Genomic DNA, 22,979 nt, shown 5'->3' with positions numbered 1-22,979 from the left:
GATAGGCTCGTCGGGTTGGAAGAGCCCACAAGCTGCACTGATGGAGGTCCGATGGGCAAAACCCTGAGTGACAAGGTATGGGAGAACCACGTCGTCCGCACGGCGGCCGGCGAGCCGGACCTGCTGTACATCGACCTGCACCTCGTCCACGAGGTGACGAGCCCCCAGGCGTTCGACGGCCTTCGGCTCGCGGGCCGTGGCGTCCGCCGGACCGACCTCACCATGGCCACCGAGGACCACAACACCCCGACCCTGAACATCCTCGCGCCGATCGCCGACCCGGTCAGCAAGCTCCAGGTCGACACGCTGCGCCGCAACACCGACGAGTTCGGCGTCCGCCGGCACTCCCTCGGTGACAAGGACCAGGGCGTCGTGCACATCATCGGCCCGCAGCTGGGACTGACCCAGCCCGGCCTGACCGTGGTGTGTGGTGACTCGCACACCTCCACCCACGGTGCGTTCGGGGCGCTGGCCTTCGGCATCGGCACCTCCGAGGTCGAGCACGTGCTGGCCACGCAGACGCTGCAGCAGGCGCGTCCCAAGACGATGGCGGTGAACGTCGAGGGCGAGCTGCCCGACGGCGTGACGGCGAAGGACATCGTCCTGACGCTGATCGCCAAGGTGGGCACCGGCGGCGGGCAGGGCTACGTCGTGGAGTACCGCGGCTCGACCATCCGCGACCTCTCCATGGAGGGCCGGATGACCATCTGCAACATGAGCATCGAGTGGGGTGCCAAGGCGGGCATGATGGCGCCCGACGAGACCACGTTCGCCTACCTCAAGGGCCGCCCGCACGCGCCCGAGGGCGAGGACTGGGACGCGGCCGTCGCGCACTGGCGCACCCTCTACTCCGATGACGACGCCGTCTTCGACCGCGAGGTCGACATCGACGCCACCCGGCTGACGCCCTTCGTCACCTGGGGCACCAACCCGGGCCAGGGCGTCCCGCTGGGCGCGGCCGTGCCCGCGCCGGAGGAGTTCACCGACCCGGTCGACCGTGCCGCGGCCGAGCGGGCCCTGACCTACATGGACCTGCGCGCCGGCACCCCGATGCGCGACATCAAGGTCGACACCGTCTTCCTCGGCTCGTGCACGAACGGCCGGATCGAGGACCTGCGGCTGGCCGCGTCGGTCCTGAAGGGACGCAGGATCGCCGATGGCGTCCGCATGCTCGTCGTGCCGGGCTCTGCGCGGGTCCGGCTGCAGGCGGAGGACGAGGGCCTCGACCAGGTGTTCCTCGACTTCGGCGCCGAGTGGCGCGCGGCCGGCTGCTCGATGTGCCTGGGCATGAACCCCGACCAGTTGGCGCCGGGGGAGCGCAGCGCGTCCACGTCGAACCGCAACTTCGAGGGCCGCCAGGGCAAGGGCGGACGCACCCACCTGGTGTCGCCGCCGGTGGCCGCGGCCACCGCGATCCGCGGCACCCTGAGCTCCCCGGCCGACCTGTAAGGAAGCAGTCATGGACAAGTTCAGCACCCACACCGGCATCGCCGTCCCGCTGCGCCGCAGCAACGTCGACACCGACCAGATCATCCCGGCCGTCTACCTCAAGCGCGTCACCCGCACCGGCTTCGAGGACGGCCTGTTCGCCGCCTGGCGCGGCGACCCGGAGTTCATCCTGAACGACGAGGCGTACACCGCGGGCTCGATCCTCGTGGCCGGCCCCGACTTCGGCACCGGCTCCTCCCGCGAGCACGCGGTCTGGGCCCTGCAGAACTACGGGTTCAAGGTCGTGATCGGTTCCCGGTTCGGCGACATCTTCCGCGGCAACTCCGGCAAGGCAGGCCTCGTGATCGCAACGGTCGAGCCGGACGTCGTGGAGAAGCTCTGGGAGATCGCGGAGAGCGAGCCCGGCATCGAGTTCACCGTCGACCTGCACCACCGCACGATCGAGGCCGCGGACAACGTCTTCGCGTTCACCATCGACGACTACACGCGGCACCGCCTGCTGGAGGGCCTGGACGACATCGGCCTCACCCTGCAGCACGAGGACGAGATCGCCGCGTTCGAGGCGCGCCGTCCGGCCTGGCTACCGCGCACGCAACCCGTCAAGACCGCGGGGTGACGACCGACGGTCCGCCGGGCGAGGGCTCTCCTGCCATCCCGGGTCCGCCGGGCGAGCGCCCTCCTGCCATCCCGGGTCCGCCGCGCGAGCGCCCTGTCATCCCGGGCTTGACCCGGGATCTCTCCGTCCCGCCTGACCCGATCACGCCGCGCACTGATCCGGTCACGCCCCGCACGCCGCTGCGCGTCGCCAACCCGACCCCCGTCCAGCCGGCCTACCGCCGGATGGCCCGGTTCGGGGGGTGGCTGCTGCGCCGCCTGACCGGCCAGGACTGGGACGACGCGGCGAACCTCCCGCGCACCGGCGGGGTGATCGCGGTGAGCAACCACATCTCCAACTTCGACCCGCCCGCGTTGTGCCACTACGTGGTCTGGCACGGACGCTGGCCGCGCGCGCTCGGCAAGTCGGACCTGTGGAAGCTGCCGGTGATCGGCTGGCTGGCTCGTGCCACGGGCCAGATCCCCGTCGAACGGGGCACGGACCGGGCCAAGGACGCTCTCGTCCACGCCAGGGAGGCGCTGGAGGCCGGCGAACTGGTCGTGATCTACCCCGAGGGCACGATCACGGCCGACCCGGGGACGTGGCCGATGACGCCGCGTCCCGGCACCGCCCGGCTCGCCCTGAGCACCGGCTACCCGGTCGTCCCGATCGGGCAGTGGGGCGCGAACTTCGTGATGCCGGGCAAGAAGCCGGTCTGGCCGCGGTTCCGTCCGCGCCGGACGATGGTGTTCCGCACCGGCGCACCGGTGGACCTCTCCGACCTCGTCGGCAGGGACGACGCGGAGGCCGTCGCCGAGGCGGGCGCGCGGATCATGGCCGGGATCACGGCCCTCGTCGAGGAGATCCGCGGCGAGCAGGCACCCGCCGACGTCTACGACATCCGGGTGGGCCACCGCGTCCCGCGAACCCGTCCGGATGAGGCGTAGGTCCACCGTCCCCTTTCGTGTCCGCGGCGGGCCGGACGCCGGAGCCTCGATAGGGTGACCGGGTGACCAATCGCCCCAAGGTACGTCTGGCCCTCATCTTCGGCGGGGTGAGCTCCGAGCACGAGATCAGCTGCCTCACCGCCGGCGGCGTCGCCCGCGCGATCGACCACGAGCGGTTCGAGGTCATCGGCATCGGCATCACCGACGACGGTCGCTGGGTGCGGATCCCGCACGCGGAGCTCGCGTCCTACGAGGTCGTCGAGGGGACGCTGCCGCGGGTCGCGTCCGATCGGCCCGAGGCGGTCGTGCTGCGTGGCGCCGAGGGGACGCAGATCGCGACCAGGGCCGGCGACCGGCTCGCCGACGTGGTCGACGTGGACGTGGCGTTCGCCCTGCTGCACGGCCCGTGGGGCGAGGACGGCACGATCCAGGGCCTGTTCGAGATGCTCGGCGTCCGTTACGTCGGCGCCGGCGTCGCGTCCAGCGCGATCGGCATGGACAAGGACCTGATGAAGCGCGCGATGGCCGCGGCGGGGCTCCCCGTCGGGCCGTGGGTCGCGATCACGCCCGCGCAGTGGCGCGACGAGCGGCAGGCCAGCCTCGACCGGGTGGCCGCGCTGGCCTACCCGGTCTTCGTCAAGCCCGCCCGCGGCGGCTCCAGCATCGGCATCGTGAAGGTCGACGACCCGGCCGGGCTGGAGGACGGGATCGCCGAGGCGCAGCGGTTCGACCCGAAGGTGGTCGTCGAGCAGGGCTTCGTGGGCGCGCGCGAGATCGAGGTCGCCGTGCTGCAGGACCTCGCCGGCCCGCCCCGGACGTCGCTGCCCGGCGAGATCGTCATGCACGACCCGGACGCCTTCTACGACTTCGACGCCAAGTACCTGCCCGAGGAGCAGGTCACCCTGCAGGTGCCGGCCGACCTGGCGCCCGACCTGCGGGACGCGTGCCGCGCGCTGGCCGCGCGCACCTTCGCCGCGATGGACGTGGAGGGCCTGGCCCGGGTCGACCTTTTCGTCAGCGCGGACGGGGAGCCGTTCGTCAACGAGCTCAACACGATGCCCGGCTTCACCCGGCACTCGATGTTCCCGATCATGTGGGCGGCCAGCGGGCTGGAGTACACCGCGCTGATCTCCACGCTGGTCGACCTCGCGCTGGAGCGCCCGATGGGCCTGCGGTGACGCCTCCCGGCGCCCCCGACCCGCGGACGGTCGGCGAGGTCGGCGAGTTCGCGCTGATCGACGCGATCACCTCGGGGCTCGGGACGTCCGGGCCGGTGGTGCTGGGGGTCGGCGACGACTCCGCGGTGCTGCGGCTGGCCGGCGACCTGGCCGTGTCCACCGACACGATGGTCGAGGACGTGCACTTCCGGCGCGACTGGTCGAGTGCGGAGGACGTCGGGCGCAAGGCCGTCGCCGCGTGCGTTTCCGACGCCGAGGCGATGGGTGCGGTCCCGATCGGGCTCGTGGTGAGCCTGGCCGCGCCCGCGTCCACCCCGGTGGAGTGGGTGACCGGGTTCGCGGACGGCGTCCGCGCGGAGTGCGAGAAAGCGGGCGTACAGCTCGTCGGCGGGGACACGACGTCGGCGGCGCAGGTCGTGGTGACGGCGACCGTGCTGGCCGACCTGGGCGGGCTGCCGCCGGTCACGCGGGCGGGGGCCAGGCCAGGGCAGGTGCTCGCGATGGCCGGACGCCTCGGCTGGGCGGCGGCGGGCGTCGCCGTGCTGGGACGCGGGTTCCGCTCGCCGCGGGCCGTGGTGGTCGCGCACCGGGTCCCCGAGCCGCCGTACGGAGAGGGACGCGTTGCGGCCGAGGCCGGCGCGTCCGCCCTGACCGACGTCTCCGACGGCCTGCTGGCCGACCTGGGCCACGTCGCGCGGGCGTCCGGGGTGACGCTGGACGTGACCACCTCCGCGCTGGAGATCGCCGAGCCGCAGAAGGCGGTTGCCGCGGCGATCGGCGGGGGAGACCCGCTGGCGTTCCAGCTCACCGGCGGCGACGACCACGCCCTGGTCGGGGCGTTCGACGCCGATCGCGTCCCGTCGGGCTGGACGGTGATCGGCCGCGTCCTCGCCGGCGACCCGCAGGTGCTGGTCGACGGCGCCGAATGGACCGGCGCGTCCGCCGGCTGGCAGCACTTCGCCCCCTGACCCCGCCGCGGCACGGGGGGACGGTTCTTTCGTGCCGGGTCCGAAGGAACCGTCCCCGCGATCCCGGCACGATGGGGACGGTTCCGAACGTGCCGCATCGGACGCTCCTTTCGTGGCCGGGGATCGGCGTGGGGACTCGGCATCGGGGGATCGATGGCCTAGCCTTCGGTTCATGGCGACCCGCGCGTCTTCCCCTTCGCGGAGCCGCAGCAGCGCGTCCCCGCGCACAAGCGCCTCCCGAAGCACCGGAAGCAAGAAACCCGCATCCCGCACCTCCGCGCGCAAGCAGCCGGAGCAGTCCGGCCTGAGCCGGTTCCTCTCCGGGCTGGGACGCGGCGTGGCCGCGATCTGGCGCGGACTGGCGACCGTGGTCGGCTCGGCGGCCCGCGTGATCCCGCCGTCGGTCCGCGACCTCGAGCCCGAACGCCGCCACGACGGCGGCGGCCTGCTGCTGCTCCTGGTCGGCCTCCTGGTCGCCGGCGAGTTCTGGATCGGCCTTCCCGGGGCGACCGGCAACGGTGTCCAGCTGGCCGTCACGACGCTGTTCGGCTCGTTCTCCTACGTCGTCCCCGTCCTCTGCTTCGGCATGGCCTGGCGCACCCTGCGGCACCCCGAGCGCCACGGGTCGGCCGGGCGCCAGGCCGTCGGGTGGGCGGTCGCACTGTTCGGCATCCTCGGCCTGATCCACATCAACCGGGGCCTGCCGCGCGGCTCGCAACCCGCGCTGGTGCGCGAGGCGGGCGGCTTCCTCGGCTTCATCTCGTCCTCGCTGACCGTCGACCTGCTCACCGTGTGGCTGGCCGTCCCGATCCTCGTGGCGCTCACGGTGTTCGGCGTCCTCGTGATCGCCGGGATCCCGATGGCGGAGCTCCGCACCAGGGCCACCGCGCTGCGGGAGCGGCTGCGCCGCCCCGAGAAGCCGGAGATCGAGTACGGGACCCAGCACCGCGCCTACGACACCCCGCTGGTCGACGAACCGGAGCCCGAGCTCGACCCGGCGGAGGAACTGACCGTCGCGCTCACCGCGACGCCCGCGCCCAAGGCGGCCAAGCCCGTGCCGCCGCCGCTGGAGGCGCCGGTGATCTCGGCGGGCCCCCTGCGCGCAGAGCAGCCGCCGATCTCGGGCGACATCGTCTACGCGCTGCCGGACCCGTCCCTGCTGAAGGCGGGCACCGTGCCGAAGGCGCGCAGCCAGGCCAGCGACGCCGTCGTGCAGAGTCTCACCGAGGTGCTGCGCCAGTTCGAGATCGACGCGACCGTGACCGGCTACACCCGCGGCCCGACCGTGACGCGCTACGAGGTCGAGCTCGGCAACGCGGTGAAGGTCGAGAAGGTCACCGCGCTCGGCAAGAACATCGCCTACGCGGTCGCGTCCGCGGACGTCCGGATCCTGTCCCCGATCCCGGGCAAGTCCGCGATCGGCATCGAGATCCCCAACGCCGACAAGGAGATCGTCTCGCTGGGCGACGTGCTGCGCTCGGCGCGCGCCCGCAACGACCACCACCCGATGACCGTGGGTCTCGGCAAGGACGTGGAGGGCGGCTACGTGGTGGCCAATCTCGCCAAGATGCCGCACCTGCTCGTGGCCGGCGCCACCGGCTCGGGCAAGTCGAGCTTCGTGAACTCGATGATCACCTCGATCCTGATGCGGTCCACGCCTGACGAGGTCCGCATGATGCTGGTCGACCCCAAGCGGGTCGAGCTCACCCACTACGAGGGCATCCCGCACCTGGTCACGCCGATCATCACCAACCCCAAGAAGGCCGCCGAGGCCCTGCAGTGGGTGGTGCGCGAGATGGACGCGAGATACGACGACCTGGCCGCCTTCGGCTTCCGGCACGTCGACGACTTCAACAAGGCCGTCCGGGCCGACCAGGTGAAGCTGCCGCCGGGCTCGGAGCGCGTGCTCGCGCCCTACCCGTACCTGCTGGTGATCGTGGACGAGCTGGCCGACCTGATGATGGTCGCCCCCCGTGACGTGGAGGACTCGATCGTCCGGATCACCCAGCTCGCGCGCGCCGCCGGCATCCACCTGGTGCTGGCCACCCAGCGTCCGTCCACCGACGTGGTCACCGGCCTGATCAAGGCCAACGTGCCGTCCCGGCTCGCGTTCGCGACGTCGTCGATGACCGACTCCCGCGTCATCCTCGACACCCCGGGCGCGGAAAAGCTGGTCGGCCAGGGTGACGGGCTGTTCCTTCCGATGGGCCAGTCCAAGCCGCTGCGCGTGCAGGGCGCCTGGGTGACCGAGGCGGAGATCCGTTCGGTGGTGAAGCAGGTCTCCGACCAGCTCGGCCCGCAGTACCGCGAGGACGTGGCTGCCCCGGCTGATTCCGCCAAGGCGGTCGCCGAGGACATCGGCGACGACCTCGACCTCGTCCTGGAGGCCGCGCAACTGGTCGTGAACCTGCAGCTGGGTTCGACGTCGATGCTGCAGCGCAAGCTGCGCGTCGGGTTCGCCAAGGCCGGTCGCCTGATGGACATCCTGGAGACCAGGGGAGTGGTCGGCCCGAGCGAGGGCTCCAAGCCGCGCGAGGTGCTGGTCAAGCCCGACGACCTCGACGAGGTGCTGGACGCCCTGCGTGCGGGCTGAGACCGCGCGGGCTCGGTCGCGGACCGCTCGTGGGGTAGCGTGGCGAAGGTGAGTCCGACGCCCGTGCACCTGGTCAGCCTGGGCTGCGCGCGCAACGAGGTCGACTCCGAGGAACTGGCCGGACGCCTCGCGGCGGGCGGTTTCACCCTCGTCGACGACCCGGACGAGGCCGCGGCGATCGTGGTGAACACCTGCGGTTTCATCGACGCGGCGAAGAAGGACTCGATCGACACCCTGCTGGACGCGTCCGACCGCAAGGGCAACGGTACGACGAAGGCCGTGGTCGCCGTCGGCTGCCTGGCCGAGCGGTACGGACGTGAACTCGCCGACTCACTGCCCGAGGCGGACGCGGTGCTCGGCTTCGACTCCTACCCGCGGATCGCGGAGAAGCTGGAGTGGATCCTGGCCGGCGGACACGCCGAGGCCCACGTGCCGCGTGATCGCCGCACCCTGCTGCCGGTCGCGCCCGTGGCCCGGCCGGCGCGGGCGGCCGAGGTCACCATCCCCGGCCACGGCTGGATCCCGCGCTACCGGCTGGCGCGTGGCGCGTCCGCACCGCTGAAGATCGCGTCCGGCTGCGACCGCCGCTGCGCGTTCTGCGCGATCCCCACCTTCCGCGGCTCCTACCTCTCCCGGCCGGTGGACGAAATCCTCGCCGAGGCCCGCTGGCTGGTCGGCCAGGGCGTCCGCGAGGTCGTCCTGGTCAGCGAGAACTCCAGCGCGTACGGCAAGGACACCGGCACCAACCTCGAACGGCTCCTGGTCGGCCTCGACGCCGTCGAGGGCCTGGACTGGATCCGCGTGTCCTACCTCCAGCCCGCCGAGGTGCGTCCCACGCTGCTGGAGGCCATGCTCGGTCTGCCCCGCGTCGTGCCGTACTTCGACCTGCCGTTCCAGCACGCCTCCGGGCCGGTGCTCCGGCGGATGCGGAGGTTCGGCGACGCCGACTCCTTCCTCGACCTGCTCGGACGCATCCGCGCCGTCCGCCCCGCCGCCGGCGTCCGCAGCAACGTGATCACCGGCTTCCCCGGCGAGACCGACGCGGACGTGGACGTCCTGGCCTCCTTCCTCTCCGAGGCCCGGCTCGACGCGGTCGGCGTCTTCGGGTACTCCGACGAGGAGGGCACCGAGGGGGCCACGCTGCCGGCAAAGGTGCACCCCGAGGTCATCGACGAGCGGGTCGACCGGCTGGCGACGCTCGTCGACGAGGTGTCGGCGCAGCGTGCCGCCGACCGGATCGGGGAACGGGTGCAGGTGCTGGTGGAGGCGGTCGGTCAGGGACACGCGTCGGGAAGATCGGTGCACCAGGGGCCGGAGTCGGACGGCGGTACTACTCTCGAAGGAGTAGATAACGATCTGGTCACGGGAGCCTTGGTCTGGGGTAGGGTCACGGCGACGGATGGGGTGGATCTCGTCGTGAAGGTGGAGGGGCAATGACGCAACCTGCGCAGCACGCCACAGTGGGCGTGCCGGCGTGGCTCCCGAACGCGCTGACCGTGTTGAGGCTGGTCCTGGTGCCGGTCTTCCTGGTGGTGCTGTTCGCGCACCCGGCGGACTTCAGTTGGCGCCTCGCTGCTACCGTCGCGTTCGGCGTCGCGATCCTCACCGACCTGTTCGACGGCAAGCTCGCCCGCCGCTACGACCTGGTCAGCGACTTCGGCAAGATCTGGGACCCGATCGCCGACAAGGCTCTGACCGGCGCGGCGTTCATCTCACTGAGCATCCTCGGCGAGTTGCCGTGGTGGATCACGATCGTCATCCTCGCCCGCGAGTGGGGCATCACCTGGATGCGGGCGGCCATGCTGAAGTACGAGGTGATGGCGGCGGCCGCCGGCGGCAAGCTGAAGACCGTCCTCCAGTCGATCGCGCTGCTGATGTTCCTGCCGTACCCGATGCCGGCGACCAGGGAACTGCTCCCGTTCTGGTTCTGGCTGGGCTGGCTGGTGATGGGCGCAGCCCTCGTGCTCACCCTCGTCACCGGCGTGATGTACGTGCGGGATGCGCTGCGGCTGCGCGCGGAGGCGAAGGCCGGAGGCGCCGGACGCCGTTCCTGACGCGGCTGGGGAACAAGTACGCGCCCGCGTGGCGTTGTACCACCGCCGGGTGGGTGCCCGGCAGGACAGGTAGAGTCGACCCATGATCCAGGAAGTGCGCGAGCGTCCGCTGCTGATGCGTGAGGTGCTCGGCGAGTCGCTGCGTGAGCTGCGCACGTCCTCGAGCCTGACCCTCCGCGAGGTGTCCGGGAGGGCACGGGTCAGCCTCGGCTACCTCTCCGAGGTGGAGCGCGGCCAGAAGGAAGCGTCCTCGGAGCTCCTGAACGCGATCTGCACGGCGCTGGACGTCCCGCTGTCGCAGGTGCTGCGGCAGGTCTCGGACAAGCTGGACGGGCATGCCGGCGTCACCGCCCTGCCCGTGCGCAGCCCGCACGTCGCCGCGGCCTGACCCCCGATGCGGGAGGCGGAGCTGCGCTCGCGGCTGGCCGGCCACCTCGGTGACGCGTACTCCCTGATGTGGTCGGACACGGTCGTCCTGGAGCGGCTCGGCCACCGCACGGTGAGCGAGGCGCTCGCGGGCGGCGTCCCCTGCAAGGACGTCTGGCTGGCGGCGTGGGAGGCCCTCGAACTGCCTGCGCGGGATCGCTGAACACGCGCTGGCGTGTCGGGTACATATCGAACATCTGTTCGGCTAGCCTGTGGACAGTTGCCCGGCGGACGTGGAGCTTTCCACACCAACCCCTGCACCTGACCGGTTGTCAGTGGCGGTGCCTAGGGTGATGGCGACGGTTCGGAAAGCCCGAGGGAGAGGACGCGACAGATGGCGGTAGCGGACAGGGAGAAGGCGCTCGCAGCGGCGCTCGCCCAAATCGAGAAGCAGCACGGCAAGGGTTCGGTGATGCGGCTGGGCGAGGAGACCCGCCAGCCGATGGAGGTGATCCCGACCGGGTCGATCGCGCTCGACGTCGCGCTCGGCATCGGTGGCCTGCCCCGGGGCAGGGTCGTCGAGATCTACGGCCCGGAGTCGAGCGGCAAGACCACGGTCGCGCTGCACGCGATCGCGAACGCGCAGGCCGCGGGCGGCATCTGCGCCTTCATCGACGCCGAGCACGCGCTCGATCCCGACTACGCGGCGAAGCTGGGCGTCGACACCGACGCCCTGCTGGTGAGCCAGCCCGACAACGGCGAGCAGGCGCTCGAGATCGCCGACACACTGGTCCGCTCCGGCGCGCTGGCGCTGATCGTGATCGACTCGGTGGCCGCGCTGACGCCGCGGGCCGAGATCGAGGGCGAGATGGGTGACAGCCACGTCGGCCTCCAGGCCCGCCTGATGAGCCAGGCGCTGCGGAAGATGACCGGCGCGCTGTCGGGTGCGAACACGACCGCGATCTTCATCAACCAGCTGCGCGAGAAGATCGGCGTCATGTTCGGCTCGCCCGAGACCACCACCGGCGGTCGCGCGCTGAAGTTCTACGCGTCGGTGCGGCTCGACGTGCGCCGTATCGAGACGCTCAAGGACGGCTCGGACATGGTCGGCAACCGCACCCGGGTGAAGGTCGTGAAGAACAAGGTCGCCCCGCCGTTCAAGCAGGCGGAGTTCGACATCCTCTACGGCCAGGGCATCAGCCGCGAGGGCAGCCTGATCGACCTCGGTGTCGACTGCGGCATCATCCGCAAGGCGGGTGCGTGGTTCACCTACGAGGCCGACCAGCTCGGCCAGGGCAAGGAGAACGCGCGCAACTTCCTCAAGGCCAACCCCGAGGTCGCCGACGAGATCGAGCGCCGGATCCTCACCCAGCTCGGAGTGGGCGCGGCCAACGACGTCCCCGACGGCATCGACCCGGTCACCGGCGAGGTCGAGTTCTGACCACCGACGAGCCGGCTCTGACCGGGTCGGACGACGCCGACCCGGTCGCGGTGGCACGTGAGATCGCCCTGCGGCAGCTGACCGTGCGGGCTCGGACGCGGGTGGAGCTGGAGCGGGCCCTGGCCCGCAAGAACGTGCCGGCGGCGGCGACGCAGGAGGTGCTCGACCGGCTCACCGACGTGGGCCTGGTCGACGACGCGGTGTTCGCCCGTGACTGGCTGGCGGCGGGGGAGCGGCGGCACAAGAGCCGTCGTGCCCTGCTGGCCGAACTGGCGACCAAGGGCGTCGAGCGCGACGTCGTCGAGGCCGTGGTCGCGGAGCTCGACGGCGACAACGACTACGTGGTCGCGCGGGGCTTCGCCGAGCGCAAGGCGACGTCGCTGCGGGGGCTCGATCCCCAGGTCCAGTACCGGCGGCTGGCCGGTGCGCTGGCGCGGCGCGGCTTCTCCGCGTCCGTCGTGGCGCAGGTGAGTCGTGAGGTGCTCGCCGAACTCGCCGACCTCGACGACGTCCCCGAGCTTGCGGAATGACCCGGGCCGTCCTAGCCTGCCCATGGGTGCGCCCGCGAACCCACTCCTGAGCGACTGATTGACCATGACTGGGGACTGAAACCCCGCGATAACACCGGCCCGGCCTTGTCGGGTCGGGTCTGCCATCGGCACGACTGTGCACGTTGCACGGTCGTCGACGCTTGAGGACGGATCCAGCGGCGCCTCCGCTCACGCTCGAGGAGGACGCGATGGAAACGACAGCTCTTCTCACGGTGCTCGTGGTGGTCCTCGCGATCGTCCTGATCGCCCTCGTGGTGCTGCTCAGCGTGGTCCTTCGTGGGGCTACCCAGCCGGGACGTCCGGCGAGGCGTTCGGACCCCCGACGCGGCGGCGGTCCTTCTCGGCGCCCCGCGTCCGCCCCCGCGCCCGTGGCCCAGGTGTCGACCGCTCACGACGAGGAGTTGAAGGCCCGGCGGCAGGCGGTCGACCGCCGCGAGGAGCTCCTCGCCGAGCGGGAGGACCGGCTGAACCGGTACCTGGAAGAGGTCCACAACCGGGAGTCGCACCTCGACGACATCGCCGCGGGGCTGGACCGCCGCGAGGCCCAGCTCGACGAGGCGGAGGCCGAACGGGCCGACGCCCTCGCCGCGGTCGCGGGACTGTCCGCCGACGCCGCCAGGGCGGAACTCATGACCCAGGTCGAGAAGGAGTCCCGGCTGCACGCGGCCCAGTTGACCAGGGAGATCGAGTCGGAGGCGCGGCGCACCGCCGACGCCACGGCGCGTCGGATCGTCGTCACCAGCATCCAGCGGCTCGCTGCCGAGCAGACCACCGAGTCGGTGGTCGCCACCGTCCCGCTGCCCAGCGACGAGATGAAGGGCCGGATCATCGGCAGGGAGGGCCGCAACATCCGGGCGTTCGAGCAGATCACCGGCGTGAACGTCCTGATCGACGACACGCCCGAGAGCGTCCTGCTGTCCTGCTTCGACCCCGTGCGCAGGGAGACCGCGCGGTTGACCCTCACCGAGCTCGTGGCCGACGGACGCATCCATCCCGCGCGGATCGAGGAGGTGCACGAGCGCAGCAGGCGCAGCGTCGACGAGCTGTGCATCCGGGCGGCGGAGGACGCGCTGATCGAGATGGGGATCACCGACCTCGCCCCCGGCCTGCTGCCGGTCCTCGGCTCGCTGCAGTACCGCACGTCCTACGGGCAGAACGTCCTGCGCCACCTCGTCGAGTGCGGCCACATCGCCGCCCTGCTCGCCGCGGAGTTGGGGCTGGACGTCGAGACCTGCAAGCGCGCTGCGTTCCTGCACGACATCGGCAAGGCGCTCACCCACGAGGCGGAGGGGTCGCACGCGAAGGTCGGCGCCGACCTCGCCCGTCGGCACGGCGAGCACCCCGACATCGTCCACGCCATCGAGGCCCACCACAACGAGGTCGAGCCGCGCACGGTAGAGGCCGTCCTCACCCAGGCGGCGGACGCGATCAGCGGCAGCCGGCCTGGCGCCCGCAGGGAGAGCCTGGAGATCTACGTGAAGCGCCTCCAGCGGCTGGAGGACATCGCCAAGGAGCACGAGGGCGTCGACAAGGTGTTCGCGATGCAGGCCGGCCGCGAGATCCGGGTGATGGTCGCCCCCGAGCTCGTCAACGACGCGCAGTCGCAGGTGATCGCCAGGGACATCGCGAAGCGGGTCGAGGAGGAGCTGACCTACCCCGGCAGCATCAAGGTGACGGTCGTGCGGGAGTCGCGGGCCGTGGCGCTGGCCAAGTGAGCCGGTAGAGTTGCGGCTTCACGACGCCAGCCGAGGTGGGAACAGGGCCTTGTCAGCACGCACTTTCGAAGTGGTCACCTACGGGTGCCAGATGAACGTCCACGACTCCGAGCGGATCGCGGGCGTCCTGCTGGACGCCGGGTACGCGGCCGCGCCGGACGGCGCGCAGGCCGACGTGGTGGTGTTCAACACCTGTGCGGTCCGCGAGAACGCCGACAACCGGCTCTACGGGAACCTCGGCCACCTCGCCCCGGTCAAGCAGTCCCGGCCCGGCATGCAGATCGCCGTCGGCGGTTGCATGGCGCAGAAGGACCGGCAGGCGGTCGTTGACCGCGCACCATGGGTGGACGTCGTGTTCGGCACGAACAACCTGGGCTCGCTGCCCGTCCTGCTGGAGCGGGCGCGGGTCAACGAGGAGGCCCAGGTCGAGATCCTCGAGTCGCTGGAGCGGTTCCCGTCCACGCTGCCGACCCGGCGCGACTCGGCGTACGCGGCGTGGGTCTCGATCAGCGTGGGCTGCAACAACACCTGCACGTTCTGCATCGTGCCCGCGCTGCGCGGCAAGGAGAACGACCGGCGACCCGGCGACGTGCTCGCCGAGATCGAGGCCCTGGTCGCGGCGGGCGTCCAGGAGATCACGCTGCTCGGCCAGAACGTGAACAGCTACGGCGTCGAGTTCGGCGACCGAGGGGCGTTCGCGAAGCTGCTGCGCGCGTGCGGCGGGATCGAGGGACTGGAGCGCGTCCGGTTCACGTCCCCGCACCCTGCGTCGTTCACCGACGACGTGATCGCGGCCATGGCCGAGACGCCGAACGTGATGCCGAGCCTGCACATGCCGCTGCAGTCGGGGTCCGACCGCATCCTGAAGGCGATGCGGCGCTCGTACCGCAGCGAGAAGTTCCTCGGCATCCTCGACCGGGTGCGGACGGCGATCCCGCACGCCGCGATCACGACCGACATCATCGTCGGGTTCCCCGGCGAGACGGACGCCGACTTCGAGGCCACTATGGACGTCGTTCGTGCGTCCCGGTTCTCTGCGGCCTTCACGTTCCAGTACTCGATCCGTCCGGGCACGCCGGCGGCGACGATGCCGGACCAGGTGCCGCGCGCGGTCGTGCAGGAGCGGTACGAGCGGCTGGTCGACCTCGTCGGCGAGGTGGCCTGGGAGGAGAACCGCGCGCTCGTCGGCCAGCGGGTCGAGGTGCTGTTCGCCGACGGCGAGGGACGCAAGGACGCCGCCACCCACCGCATGTCGGGCCGGGCGAGGGACAACCGGCTCGTGCACGTCGGCGTCCCCGAGGACCCCGCGCTGCGGCCGCGTCCGGGCGACATCGCCGAGGTGGACATCACCTACGCCGCCCCGCACCACCTGAACGCCGACGACGGCCTGATCGACCTGCGCCGCACCCGCGGCGGCGACGCCTGGCAGTCGCGCGCCGCCACCCCCGCCGAGCCCGCGAAGCCGGTCACGGGCCTCGGCATCCCGCGCCTGGTCCGCGCGTAGGTCGCTCTGCGGGCCGTCCACCACAAGGTGGACGCTTCTGCGGTGCAGTCGCGCGTTTCCGTCCACTTTGTGGTGGACGCCGGCGCCTCCCGCTCAAGGAGGACGGTTTGTCGTGAGTTCGCCGCAGAAGCGTCCTCTCTGTGGTGGGCGGGCGCTGGCTGTCATCCCGGGCTTGACCCGGGATCTGGGTGTGGGTGGTGACGGGTGTGTCGTCGAGATCCCGGCTTTCGCCGGGATGACGGGGGTGGCTCGTCGTGGTGTCCTGATCAAGGTGGACGCTTCTGCGGTGTAGTCACGCGCGTCCACGTTGTGGTGGACGCTGGCGTCCTCCCGCTCAAGGTGGACGGTTTGTCGTGAGTTCGCCGCAGAAGCGTCCTCTCTGTGGTGGGCGGGGGCTGGCTGTCATCCCGGGCTTGACCCGGGATCTCCGGGTGGGTGGTGGCGGGTGTGTCGTCGAGATCCCGGCTTCCGCCGGGATGACGGGGTTGGCTCGTCGTGGCGTCCGGGTCAGGTGGACGCTTCTGCGGTGTAGTCGCGCGTTTGCGTCCACCTTGTGGTGGCAAGCCGGGCGGCGTGGCGCTGAGAGCGGCAGATCGCGGCCCAGGCCGTTGGCGTCCTGGCAAAGGCCGAGGGGCCGACCAGGTGGTCGACCCCTCGGGTTTCGTCGTTGTGCGGAAAGTTCGTTCCGCGTCCAGATCAGTGGATCGGGTTACTGGGCAGTGCCCGCCAGCTGCTCCTTCAGGAACTGCTGGGCCTGGTCCACCTGGGCCGCGTACTGGCCGCCGGTCTTCTCGTCGAGGAGGTCACCGATCTTCTCGATGCCCCCTGCAACGTCAGCTTCGTGGCCGGCCACGGCACCCTTGATCTGATCGACGATGTCCATGCGACCTCCTTTCTGCTCCCGGCGCCGAGTCGTTCCCGGCTGCGACCTCCATTGTGTGCCCGCGACGATGCCCTGCCAAGAACCCGTCCAGCGAACTTTGGAAGAATGCCGGACGTGACGATTCCCGTGGTGGCGCTGAACGGCCCCACGGCCAGTGGCAAGACCGCCGTGGCCGTGGCGCTCGCGCAGCACCTGGCCGCGTCCGGGATCGCCGCCGAGGTGGTGAACGCCGACTCGATGCTGGTCTACCGGGGCATGGACATCGGGACCGCCAAGCCGACCCCCGCCGAACGCGGCGGCGTGCCGCACCACCTCATCGACATCATGGAGGTCACGGAGTCCGCCAACGTGGCCGAGTTCCAGGCGCTGGCCCGCGCAGCGATCGCCGAGTGCCGCGCCCGCGGCGTCGTGCCGATCCTGGCCGGCGGGTCGGCGCTGTACGTCCACGCGATCCTGGACGCCTTCGAGTTCCCCGCCACGGACGCGGACGTGCGCGCGCGGCTGGAGGCGGAGCTCGCCGACGTCGGCGCGTCCGCCCTCCACGCACGCCTGGCCGCGATCGCCCCCGAGGCGGCCGCCGGGATCCTCCCCGGCAACGGACGTCGGACCGTCCGCGCCCTGGAGGTGATCGAGCTCACCGGCAGTTTCACCTCGACCCTGCCCACCTGGGAGTACGCGCTGGGCGACGTGCGGCAGTTCGGGCTCGAGCTCCCTCGCGACGTCCTGGACGCCCGGATCGAGCAGCGTGTCGACCAGATGTGGCGCGACGGTCTGGTCACCGAGGTCGAGGAACTGGTGGGACGCGGCCTCCGAGAGGGCAGGACGGCGTCCCGGGCGCTCGGCTACCGGCAGGTGCTCGCGCACCTCGACGGCGCGCTCACCGAGGACGAGGCCAGGCTGGCCACGGTGACCGGGACGCGGCGCTTCTCCCGCAAGCAGCTGGGCTGGTTCCGGCGCGACCCGAGGATCCGTTGGCTGGCCGCCGGCCCGGACGCCGCGGATGTGGTCGCGTCAGTGGTGCGCGGTATCGTGCAGGGATACCCGGAGGAGTGAGCATGCACATCGAGTTCGCGAAGGGCCACGGCACTCGCAACGACTTCGTGCTGTTCGCCGACCCCGACAACCTGTACGAGCTGACCGACGCGCAGGTGCAGTTCCTGTGCGACCGGCGGGGCGGTATCGGGGCGGACGGGATCCTGCGGGTCGTGCGCGCCGAACTCGTTCCCGGCCACGAGCAGGACGACGCGCACTGGTTCATGGACTACCGCAACGCCGACGGCTCGATCGCCGAGATGTGCGGCAACGGGCTGCGGGTCTTCGTCCGCTACCTCGCCGAGGAGGGCCTGGTTTCCGGCCCTCAGGTCGCGGTCTCCACCAGGGCGGGGCTGCGCACCGGTCGTTTCCTTCCCGACGGACGGATCGCCGTGACGATGGGCGCCGTCCACGTCGGCGAGGACGTGGTGCTGCGCCTGGGCACCGACAGCTGGCGCGCCCGCAGCGTCGACGTGGGCAACCCGCACGCCGTCGCCGTCGTCTCCTCCGTCCGCACCCTGACCGACCTCGACCTCACCCATACCCCGACATGGCACCCGGCGGACGCGTTCCCGAACGGCGTGAACGCGGAATTCGTCGTCCGCCTGGCGCCCGGTCACCTCCGGCTCCGCGTCCACGAACGGGGCGTGGGGGAGACCTGCTCCTGTGGCACCGGCGTCGTCGCTGCCGCCGCGGCGATGGGCGATTCCGACCAGTACACCGTGGACGTGCCGGGCGGCACCCTCGAGGTCGACCTCCGCGGCGAGGAGGCGGTGCTCACCGGCCCCGCCGAGGTCGTCGCCCGCGGCACCTGCACCCTTCCGAATTGAGGACGATGACGTACGAATCCGCAGAGATCGATCCCGAGGAACTGAACCCCGACGGCGACCAGCTCGACCTGGCCGAGCGCCTCTCGCTGCGCCGCGTGGCGGGCATGTCCACCCAGCTGGCCGACATCAGCGAGGTCGAGTACCGCGAGCTCCAGCTGGAGCGCGTGGTGCTGGTCAGCGTCTGGACGACCGGCAGCGAGGTGGACGCGGACAACGCGATGGCGGAACTGAAGCTGCTGGCCGAGACGGCCGGCTCGCAGGTGCTGGAGGGTCTGGTCCAGCGCCGCAGCACTCCCGACCCGGCGACCTTCATCGGTCGCGGCAAGGTGGACGAGCTGCGCCAGGTCGTGGTCGCCACCGGCGCCGACACCGTGATCTGTGACGGCGAGTTGGAGCCCGCCCAGCTGCGCAACCTGGAGGACCGCGTCGGCGTCAAGGTGATCGACCGGACCGCCCTGATCCTCGACATCTTCGCGTCCCACGCCAAGAGCGCCGAGGGCAAGGCCCAGGTCGAGCTGGCGCAACTGCAGTACCTGCGCCAGCGCCTCCGCGGCTGGGGCGGCAACCTCTCCCGGCAGGCCGGTGGACGCGCGGCCGCGGGGGCCGGCATCGGCGGACGCGGGCCCGGCGAGACCAAGATCGAGACCGACCGGCGCCGGATCAAGACCCGCATCGCCGTGCTGCGCCGACGGCTGCGCGACCTGGAGTCCGTCCGCGACACCAAGCGTTCGCAGCGCACCCGCAACCAGGTACCGAGCGTCGCGATCGTCGGCTACACCAACGCCGGCAAGAGTTCCCTGCTGAATCGGCTCACCGGCGCGGGTGTGCTCGTGGAGGACGCGCTGTTCGCCACGCTCGACCCGACCACCCGGCGCTCCTCCGCGTCCGACGGGAGGGTGTACACGCTCACCGACACGGTCGGGTTCATCCGGCACCTCCCGCACGACCTCGTGGAGGCGTTCCGCTCGACGCTGGAGGAGTCGACGTCCGCTGACCTGCTGCTGCACGTGGTCGACGGCTCGGACACCGACCCGTTCGGCCAGGTCGCGGCCGTGCGCACCGTGCTGGCCGACATCGGGGCCGCGGGCGTGGCCGAGCAGTTGGTCGTCAACAAGATCGATGCCGCGCAGTCCGACACGCTCCTGGCGCTGCGGGGCCGCTATCCGGACGCCGTGTTCGTGTCCGCCCGCACCGGTGCGGGGATCGACGAGCTGCGCGAGCGGGTGGAGGAGCGGCTGCCGCGTCCGGAGGTCGAGGTGCGCGCCCTGGTGCCCTACGACCGCGGCGACCTGATCAACCGGATCCACAGGGACGGCGAGTTCGTCAGCTCGGACCACACCGAGCACGGCACCCTCGTCGTCGCCAGGGTGAACGCCGACCTCGCCGGGGAGCTCGCGCGCTACGCCACCCATGCCTGAGGACGACCTCTCGGCGGCGATCCTCGCCGCAGCGGTGTCCGGGATCGGCGGCCAGCCCCGTCCTGGCCAGGCGACGATGGCCGAAGAGGTCACCCGGACGTTCGACCACGGCGAGCACCTGCTGGTGCAGGCGGGGACGGGGACGGGGAAGTCGCTCGGCTACCTCGCCCCTGCGCTGGCGAACCTGGTCGCGAACCCGGAGGGGCGGATCGTGATCGCCACGGCGACCCTCGCGCTGCAGGCACAGCTGGCGGGCAAGGACATCCCCGCCGCGGCGGACGCCTGCGCCCAGGTCACCGGGACGAGGGTCAGCCACGCGATCCTCAAGGGCCGGACGAATTACGCCTGCCTGCTGCGCGTCCGGGAGGGCGCCGGCGCCGAGCAGGAGGCGCTGCTCCCCGAGCCCGGGGAGACCACGGGCGTGGGGGCGGAGGTCGTCGCGCTGCGCCAGTGGGCCGAGGAGGAGGCGGAGGCCGGACGGCTGGCCGACCGGGACGACGCGCCGCCACACACCCAGCCTGCGTGGGCGCAGGTCTCGGTGCCGGTGCGGGAGTGCCTGGGCGTCCAGCGGTGCCCGCACGGGCAGGAATGCCTCGTGGAGAAGTCGCGGGACCGCGCCCGGTCCAGCCAGCTGGTGGTCACCAACCATGCGCTCCTCGCCGTCGACGCCCTCCACGGCGGGACGGCGCTGCCCGACTACGACGCGCTCGTCATCGACGAGGCGCACGAGCTGGTCAGCCGGGTCACCGGGGCCGCCTCGGTCGAGCTCAGCCCCGCTCATGTCGAACGGGTCGCGCGGCGCTGCCTGACCTGGCTCAGCGACGACGTCGGGGTCGCGTTCCTCGATGCGGCGGACTCCCTGCAGCTGGGACTGGACGCGGGGGAGATCGGCCGGGTGCTCGATCCGGACGCGGAGATCGTGGCGTCCCTGCGCCTGCTCAGGCAGGCTGCCCGCGCGGCGGTGAGCGGCCTCGCCGGGGGCAAGGACGATGAGACCGATCGGCGGCAGGCCCAGGCCGCGGCGCAGGAGGTCTTCGACATCGCCGAACGGATGGCGAAGCTCGACGAGTACGACGTGGTGTGGACGTCGGAGTCCGAGCGCTTCGGACGCCAGGTCAACTGCGCGCCGCTGTCGGTGGCCGGGCTGCTGCGCGGCCAGGTGTTCGAGAACCACCCGGTGGTGCTCACGTCCGCGACGCTGAAGATCGGGGGCGACTTCCGCTCGGTGGCCGCGTCGATGGGCCTCGGCGGTGACGAGGGCGTGCCCTGGCGGGGGGTGGACGTCGGCTCGCCGTTCGCGTACCGCAGCCAGGGCATCCTCTACGTGGCGAAGCACCTCGCCGCGCCGACGCGCGAGGGGATCGCCGCCGACGCGTTGGCAGAGATCGCGGAGTTGCTGTGGGCGGCCGACGGCCACACGCTGGGCCTGTTCGCGTCCCAGCGGGCCGCGGAGGCTGCTGCCCGGTACTGCCGTGAGCACGTGCCCGAGCGGTTGGTGCTGTGCCAGGGCGACGCGCACCTGGCCCGGCTCACGGCTGAGTTCATCGAGGACGAGGAAGCCTCGCTGTTCGGGACGCTGTCGCTGTGGCAGGGCATCGACGTACCCGGCGACACCTGCCGGTTGGTGATCATCGACAAGATCCCGTTCCCGCGTCCGGACGACCCGCTGATGCAGGCCAGGCAGCAGGCAGTCGTGGACGCCGGAGGCAACGGCTTCATGGCCGTCGCGGCGACGCACGCCGGCCTGCTGCTCGCGCAGGGGTCGGGACGGCTGATCCGCACGCTGACCGACAAGGGCGTGGTCGCCGTGCTCGACCCTCGCCTCGTCACCGCCCGCTACGGGTCGTTCCTGAAGGCGTCCATGCCCGACTTCTGGATGACGACCGACCGCGAGACCGCGATCGGTGCGCTGCGCCGGCTGGGCACGAACGGTCCCTGAGAGACCCGTGCGAGGGTGAACGGCGCCTGAAGGAGCGGGCCGGTGAAGAACCAACCTGTTCGCGTCACGAAGGGCCGTGTCACGAAGGGCCGTGTCACTGTGAGCACAGGTTGCCCCGGCACGGCGGGGACGGTTCCTAACGTGCCGTCGCCAGCCGCGCCCCGTCCCGGACTACGCTGAACCTGGAGAGGTGGTCCGGTCATGGTCGACGCATCCCAGCGCCCGCTCTGGGCGCTCGTGCTCTGGGCGTCGGTCGGCGTGCTCGTCGGACTCGGGGTGGTCGGCATCCTCTCGATCGGGGTCTACGCGCTCGCCCTCGCCGTGGTGCTGGCCGTTCTTGGTCTCGTCCTGCCGGCCTCACGATCGGTCGCGGCGCTCGCCATCCTTCCCGGTCTGGGCGTTCTTCCGCTGGTGGTGGGGCTCTCGAACCTTGGGGGCCCCGGGACGTACTGCAGCGAAACGGTGGACACCATGACCTGCGCGGAACTGTTGAGCCCGTGGCCGTTCCTGGTCCCCGGCCTGGTCCTCGTCGTCGGTGGCACCTGGCTCGTGTGGAGACTGGTGCGGCGCCACTCCGATCGCGCCTCCGCTCCGGACTTCCGCTAGCGAGACCCGGACGTCCAACCGGCGCGGAGCCTGTGGTGGCTGCCTGAACCACCAGCTGAGTGGACAGAAGGTGTCGGTCTCTTCGGAGACCCCGGCGAGGTTCCCGCTAGACCCGGCGCAGGACCGCGACGACCTTGCCCATGATCGTGGCGTTGGTGCCGTCGATGGGCTCGTAGGCGGGATTGTGGGGAAGCAGCCACACCGCGTCGAGCGTGCGCTTGAGCGTCTTCACCGTCGCCTCGTCCTCGATCAGGGCCGCGACGATCTCGCCGTTGCTCGCGTCGGGCTGCTGCCGGACGACGACGTAGTCGCCGTCGCAGATGGCCGCGTCCACCATCGAGTCGCCCTTGACCTCGAGCAGGAACAGGGTGCCCTCCCCGACGAGCTGGCGGGGAAGCGTGAACACGTCCTCAACCACCTGCTCGGCGAGGATCGGGCCGCCGGCGGCGATCCGGCCGACGATCGGCACCCGGACGGACGGAGCGCTCGGCGCGGGCAGGTCGGGTTCGACCGGCTCGAGGACCGGCACCCCACTCACGGAGAGCGTCTCGGGGAGCCGCACCTCGAGGGCGCGCGGACGGTGCGGGTCACGGAAGATGAAACCCTTCGCCTGGAGTACCTTCAGCTGGTGCGCGGCGGAGGACGAGGACGCCAGGCCGGCCCGGTCGGCGATCTCGCGGATCGTGGGCGGGTACCCCCTGCTGACGAGGTCGTCCCTGATCACCTCGAGGATCTTGCGCTGGCGCACGGTCAGGCCCTCGCTGTCCACGGGGCCGTCGGGCAGCTGGCTGACCTTCTTGCCCAGCTGGGCTGCGATGTCTTCCTTGCGCGGACGGCCGCGCCTGCGGGCCGGGGGTTCTGCCGTGGTCGCCATGGACAGCAAGCTAGCCCGCCTGAGGGCGGGATTCAA

Annotated in this window: 21 protein-coding genes; 19 read left to right on the top strand and 2 right to left on the bottom strand. The window is 71.5% G+C overall.

All coding sequences use genetic code 11. The features are described 5' to 3' along the window. Window positions 1–51: 51 nt before the first annotated feature. From leuC to miaB, 14 genes are all read left to right on the top strand, one after another. The gene (leuC, locus tag QM779_RS05595) at window positions 52–1,449 is read left to right on the top strand and encodes a 3-isopropylmalate dehydratase large subunit (RefSeq protein ID WP_428532830.1); all 1,398 of its coding nucleotides are present in this window, start codon (window positions 52–54) and stop codon (window positions 1,447–1,449) included. Between the two features lie 10 nt (window positions 1,450–1,459). Further along, window positions 1,460–2,065, top strand: a complete 606-nt coding sequence (gene leuD / locus QM779_RS05590; RefSeq protein ID WP_428532828.1) for a 3-isopropylmalate dehydratase small subunit — start codon at window positions 1,460–1,462, stop codon at window positions 2,063–2,065. 107 nt (window positions 2,066–2,172) lie between these two features. Next, complete coding sequence (locus QM779_RS05585; protein ID WP_428532826.1) at window positions 2,173–2,991, top strand: lysophospholipid acyltransferase family protein; 819 nt, start codon at window positions 2,173–2,175, stop codon at window positions 2,989–2,991. A 62-nt stretch (window positions 2,992–3,053) separates the two neighbouring features. Next, the gene (locus QM779_RS05580) at window positions 3,054–4,169 is read left to right on the top strand and encodes a D-alanine--D-alanine ligase family protein (RefSeq protein ID WP_428532823.1); all 1,116 of its coding nucleotides are present in this window, start codon (window positions 3,054–3,056) and stop codon (window positions 4,167–4,169) included. Next, entirely contained in the window at window positions 4,166–5,137 is a 972-nt protein-coding gene (locus tag QM779_RS05575) for a thiamine-phosphate kinase (protein ID WP_428532820.1), read from the top strand. The genes QM779_RS05580 and QM779_RS05575 overlap by 4 nt, the downstream gene beginning before the upstream one ends. A 172-nt stretch (window positions 5,138–5,309) precedes the next feature. Further along, window positions 5,310–7,730, top strand: coding sequence for a DNA translocase FtsK 4TM domain-containing protein (locus tag QM779_RS05570; RefSeq protein ID WP_428532817.1), 2,421 nt, complete (start codon window positions 5,310–5,312; stop codon window positions 7,728–7,730). Between the two features lie 48 nt (window positions 7,731–7,778). Next, window positions 7,779–9,167, top strand: coding sequence for a 30S ribosomal protein S12 methylthiotransferase RimO (gene rimO / locus QM779_RS05565; protein WP_428532814.1), 1,389 nt, complete (start codon window positions 7,779–7,781; stop codon window positions 9,165–9,167). Beyond that, complete coding sequence (pgsA, locus tag QM779_RS05560; RefSeq protein WP_428532812.1) at window positions 9,164–9,784, top strand: CDP-diacylglycerol--glycerol-3-phosphate 3-phosphatidyltransferase; 621 nt, start codon at window positions 9,164–9,166, stop codon at window positions 9,782–9,784. Before rimO ends, pgsA begins: the two co-directional genes overlap by 4 nt. 82 nt (window positions 9,785–9,866) lie before the next feature. Next, window positions 9,867–10,172 carry a helix-turn-helix domain-containing protein gene (locus tag QM779_RS05555; RefSeq protein ID WP_428532809.1) on the top strand — a complete coding sequence of 102 codons (306 nt, stop codon included), beginning with the start codon at window positions 9,867–9,869 and terminating at the stop codon, window positions 10,170–10,172. Between the two features lie 6 nt (window positions 10,173–10,178). Then, on the top strand, window positions 10,179–10,373 hold the full coding sequence (locus tag QM779_RS05550; protein ID WP_415154735.1) for a DUF3046 domain-containing protein: 195 nt from the start codon (window positions 10,179–10,181) through the stop codon (window positions 10,371–10,373). Between the two features lie 171 nt (window positions 10,374–10,544). Beyond that, complete coding sequence (gene recA, locus QM779_RS05545) at window positions 10,545–11,591, top strand: recombinase RecA (RefSeq protein WP_428532806.1); 1,047 nt, start codon at window positions 10,545–10,547, stop codon at window positions 11,589–11,591. Between the two features lie 50 nt (window positions 11,592–11,641). Continuing rightward, window positions 11,642–12,121, top strand: a complete 480-nt coding sequence (locus tag QM779_RS05540; RefSeq protein ID WP_428532803.1) for a regulatory protein RecX — start codon at window positions 11,642–11,644, stop codon at window positions 12,119–12,121. Between the two features lie 209 nt (window positions 12,122–12,330). Next, window positions 12,331–13,857 (top strand): ribonuclease Y, encoded by a 1,527-nt coding sequence (rny, locus tag QM779_RS05535; RefSeq protein WP_428532800.1) that lies wholly within the window; start codon window positions 12,331–12,333, stop codon window positions 13,855–13,857. A 49-nt stretch (window positions 13,858–13,906) separates the two neighbouring features. After that, entirely contained in the window at window positions 13,907–15,361 is a 1,455-nt protein-coding gene (gene miaB, locus QM779_RS05530) for a tRNA (N6-isopentenyl adenosine(37)-C2)-methylthiotransferase MiaB (RefSeq protein WP_428532797.1), read from the top strand. Window positions 15,362–16,070: 709 nt separating this feature from the next. Here the strand turns inward: miaB and QM779_RS05525 are convergent. Then, window positions 16,071–16,244 (bottom strand): antitoxin, encoded by a 174-nt coding sequence (locus QM779_RS05525; protein WP_428532794.1) that lies wholly within the window; start codon window positions 16,242–16,244, stop codon window positions 16,071–16,073. A 105-nt stretch (window positions 16,245–16,349) separates the two neighbouring features. Between QM779_RS05525 and miaA the strand changes: the two genes are divergently transcribed. The 5 genes from miaA to QM779_RS05500 all read left to right on the top strand — a co-directional run bounded on the left by miaA (window position 16,350) and on the right by QM779_RS05500 (window position 22,069). Next, window positions 16,350–17,297 carry a tRNA (adenosine(37)-N6)-dimethylallyltransferase MiaA gene (miaA, locus tag QM779_RS05520; protein ID WP_428532791.1) on the top strand — a complete coding sequence of 316 codons (948 nt, stop codon included), beginning with the start codon at window positions 16,350–16,352 and terminating at the stop codon, window positions 17,295–17,297. A gap of 2 nt (window positions 17,298–17,299) precedes the next feature. Continuing rightward, entirely contained in the window at window positions 17,300–18,106 is an 807-nt protein-coding gene (gene dapF / locus QM779_RS05515) for a diaminopimelate epimerase (RefSeq protein ID WP_428532788.1), read from the top strand. 5 nt (window positions 18,107–18,111) lie between these two features. Then, window positions 18,112–19,524, top strand: a complete 1,413-nt coding sequence (gene hflX / locus QM779_RS05510) for a GTPase HflX (RefSeq protein WP_428532785.1) — start codon at window positions 18,112–18,114, stop codon at window positions 19,522–19,524. Further along, complete coding sequence (locus QM779_RS05505) at window positions 19,517–21,463, top strand: ATP-dependent DNA helicase (RefSeq protein ID WP_428532782.1); 1,947 nt, start codon at window positions 19,517–19,519, stop codon at window positions 21,461–21,463. Before hflX ends, QM779_RS05505 begins: the two co-directional genes overlap by 8 nt. 201 nt (window positions 21,464–21,664) lie before the next feature. Next, window positions 21,665–22,069, top strand: a complete 405-nt coding sequence (locus QM779_RS05500; RefSeq protein ID WP_428532779.1) for a hypothetical protein — start codon at window positions 21,665–21,667, stop codon at window positions 22,067–22,069. 106 nt (window positions 22,070–22,175) lie between these two features. Here the strand turns inward: QM779_RS05500 and lexA are convergent, their stop codons facing one another. After that, entirely contained in the window at window positions 22,176–22,943 is a 768-nt protein-coding gene (gene lexA / locus QM779_RS05495) for a transcriptional repressor LexA (protein ID WP_428532776.1), read from the bottom strand. Window positions 22,944–22,979: the final 36 nt, after the last annotated feature.

The organism is Propionicimonas sp. (assembly GCF_049840635.1).
Lineage (GTDB): Bacteria > Actinomycetota > Actinomycetes > Propionibacteriales > Propionibacteriaceae > Propionicimonas.
This window is presented reverse-complemented; position numbering and strand designations above follow the sequence as displayed.

What these genes read in the sequence shown, in the direction of transcription:
- leuC (WP_428532830.1), top strand. Translation starts at nt 52, where the DNA reads ATGGGCAAAACCCTGAGTGACAAGGTATGGGAGAACCACGTCGTCCGC.
- leuD (WP_428532828.1), top strand. Translation starts at nt 1,460, where the DNA reads ATGGACAAGTTCAGCACCCACACCGGCATCGCCGTCCCGCTGCGCCGC.
- QM779_RS05570 (WP_428532817.1), top strand. Translation starts at nt 5,310, where the DNA reads ATGGCGACCCGCGCGTCTTCCCCTTCGCGGAGCCGCAGCAGCGCGTCC.
- pgsA (WP_428532812.1), top strand. Translation starts at nt 9,164, where the DNA reads ATGACGCAACCTGCGCAGCACGCCACAGTGGGCGTGCCGGCGTGGCTC.
- QM779_RS05555 (WP_428532809.1), top strand. Translation starts at nt 9,867, where the DNA reads ATGATCCAGGAAGTGCGCGAGCGTCCGCTGCTGATGCGTGAGGTGCTC.
- QM779_RS05550 (WP_415154735.1), top strand. Translation starts at nt 10,179, where the DNA reads ATGCGGGAGGCGGAGCTGCGCTCGCGGCTGGCCGGCCACCTCGGTGAC.
- recA (WP_428532806.1), top strand. Translation starts at nt 10,545, where the DNA reads ATGGCGGTAGCGGACAGGGAGAAGGCGCTCGCAGCGGCGCTCGCCCAA.
- rny (WP_428532800.1), top strand. Translation starts at nt 12,331, where the DNA reads ATGGAAACGACAGCTCTTCTCACGGTGCTCGTGGTGGTCCTCGCGATC.
- QM779_RS05525 (WP_428532794.1), bottom strand. Translation starts at nt 16,244, where the DNA reads ATGGACATCGTCGATCAGATCAAGGGTGCCGTGGCCGGCCACGAAGCT.
- miaA (WP_428532791.1), top strand. Translation starts at nt 16,350, where the DNA reads ATGCCGGACGTGACGATTCCCGTGGTGGCGCTGAACGGCCCCACGGCC.
- dapF (WP_428532788.1), top strand. Translation starts at nt 17,300, where the DNA reads ATGCACATCGAGTTCGCGAAGGGCCACGGCACTCGCAACGACTTCGTG.
- hflX (WP_428532785.1), top strand. Translation starts at nt 18,112, where the DNA reads ATGACGTACGAATCCGCAGAGATCGATCCCGAGGAACTGAACCCCGAC.
- QM779_RS05505 (WP_428532782.1), top strand. Translation starts at nt 19,517, where the DNA reads ATGCCTGAGGACGACCTCTCGGCGGCGATCCTCGCCGCAGCGGTGTCC.
- QM779_RS05500 (WP_428532779.1), top strand. Translation starts at nt 21,665, where the DNA reads ATGGTCGACGCATCCCAGCGCCCGCTCTGGGCGCTCGTGCTCTGGGCG.
- lexA (WP_428532776.1), bottom strand. Translation starts at nt 22,943, where the DNA reads ATGGCGACCACGGCAGAACCCCCGGCCCGCAGGCGCGGCCGTCCGCGC.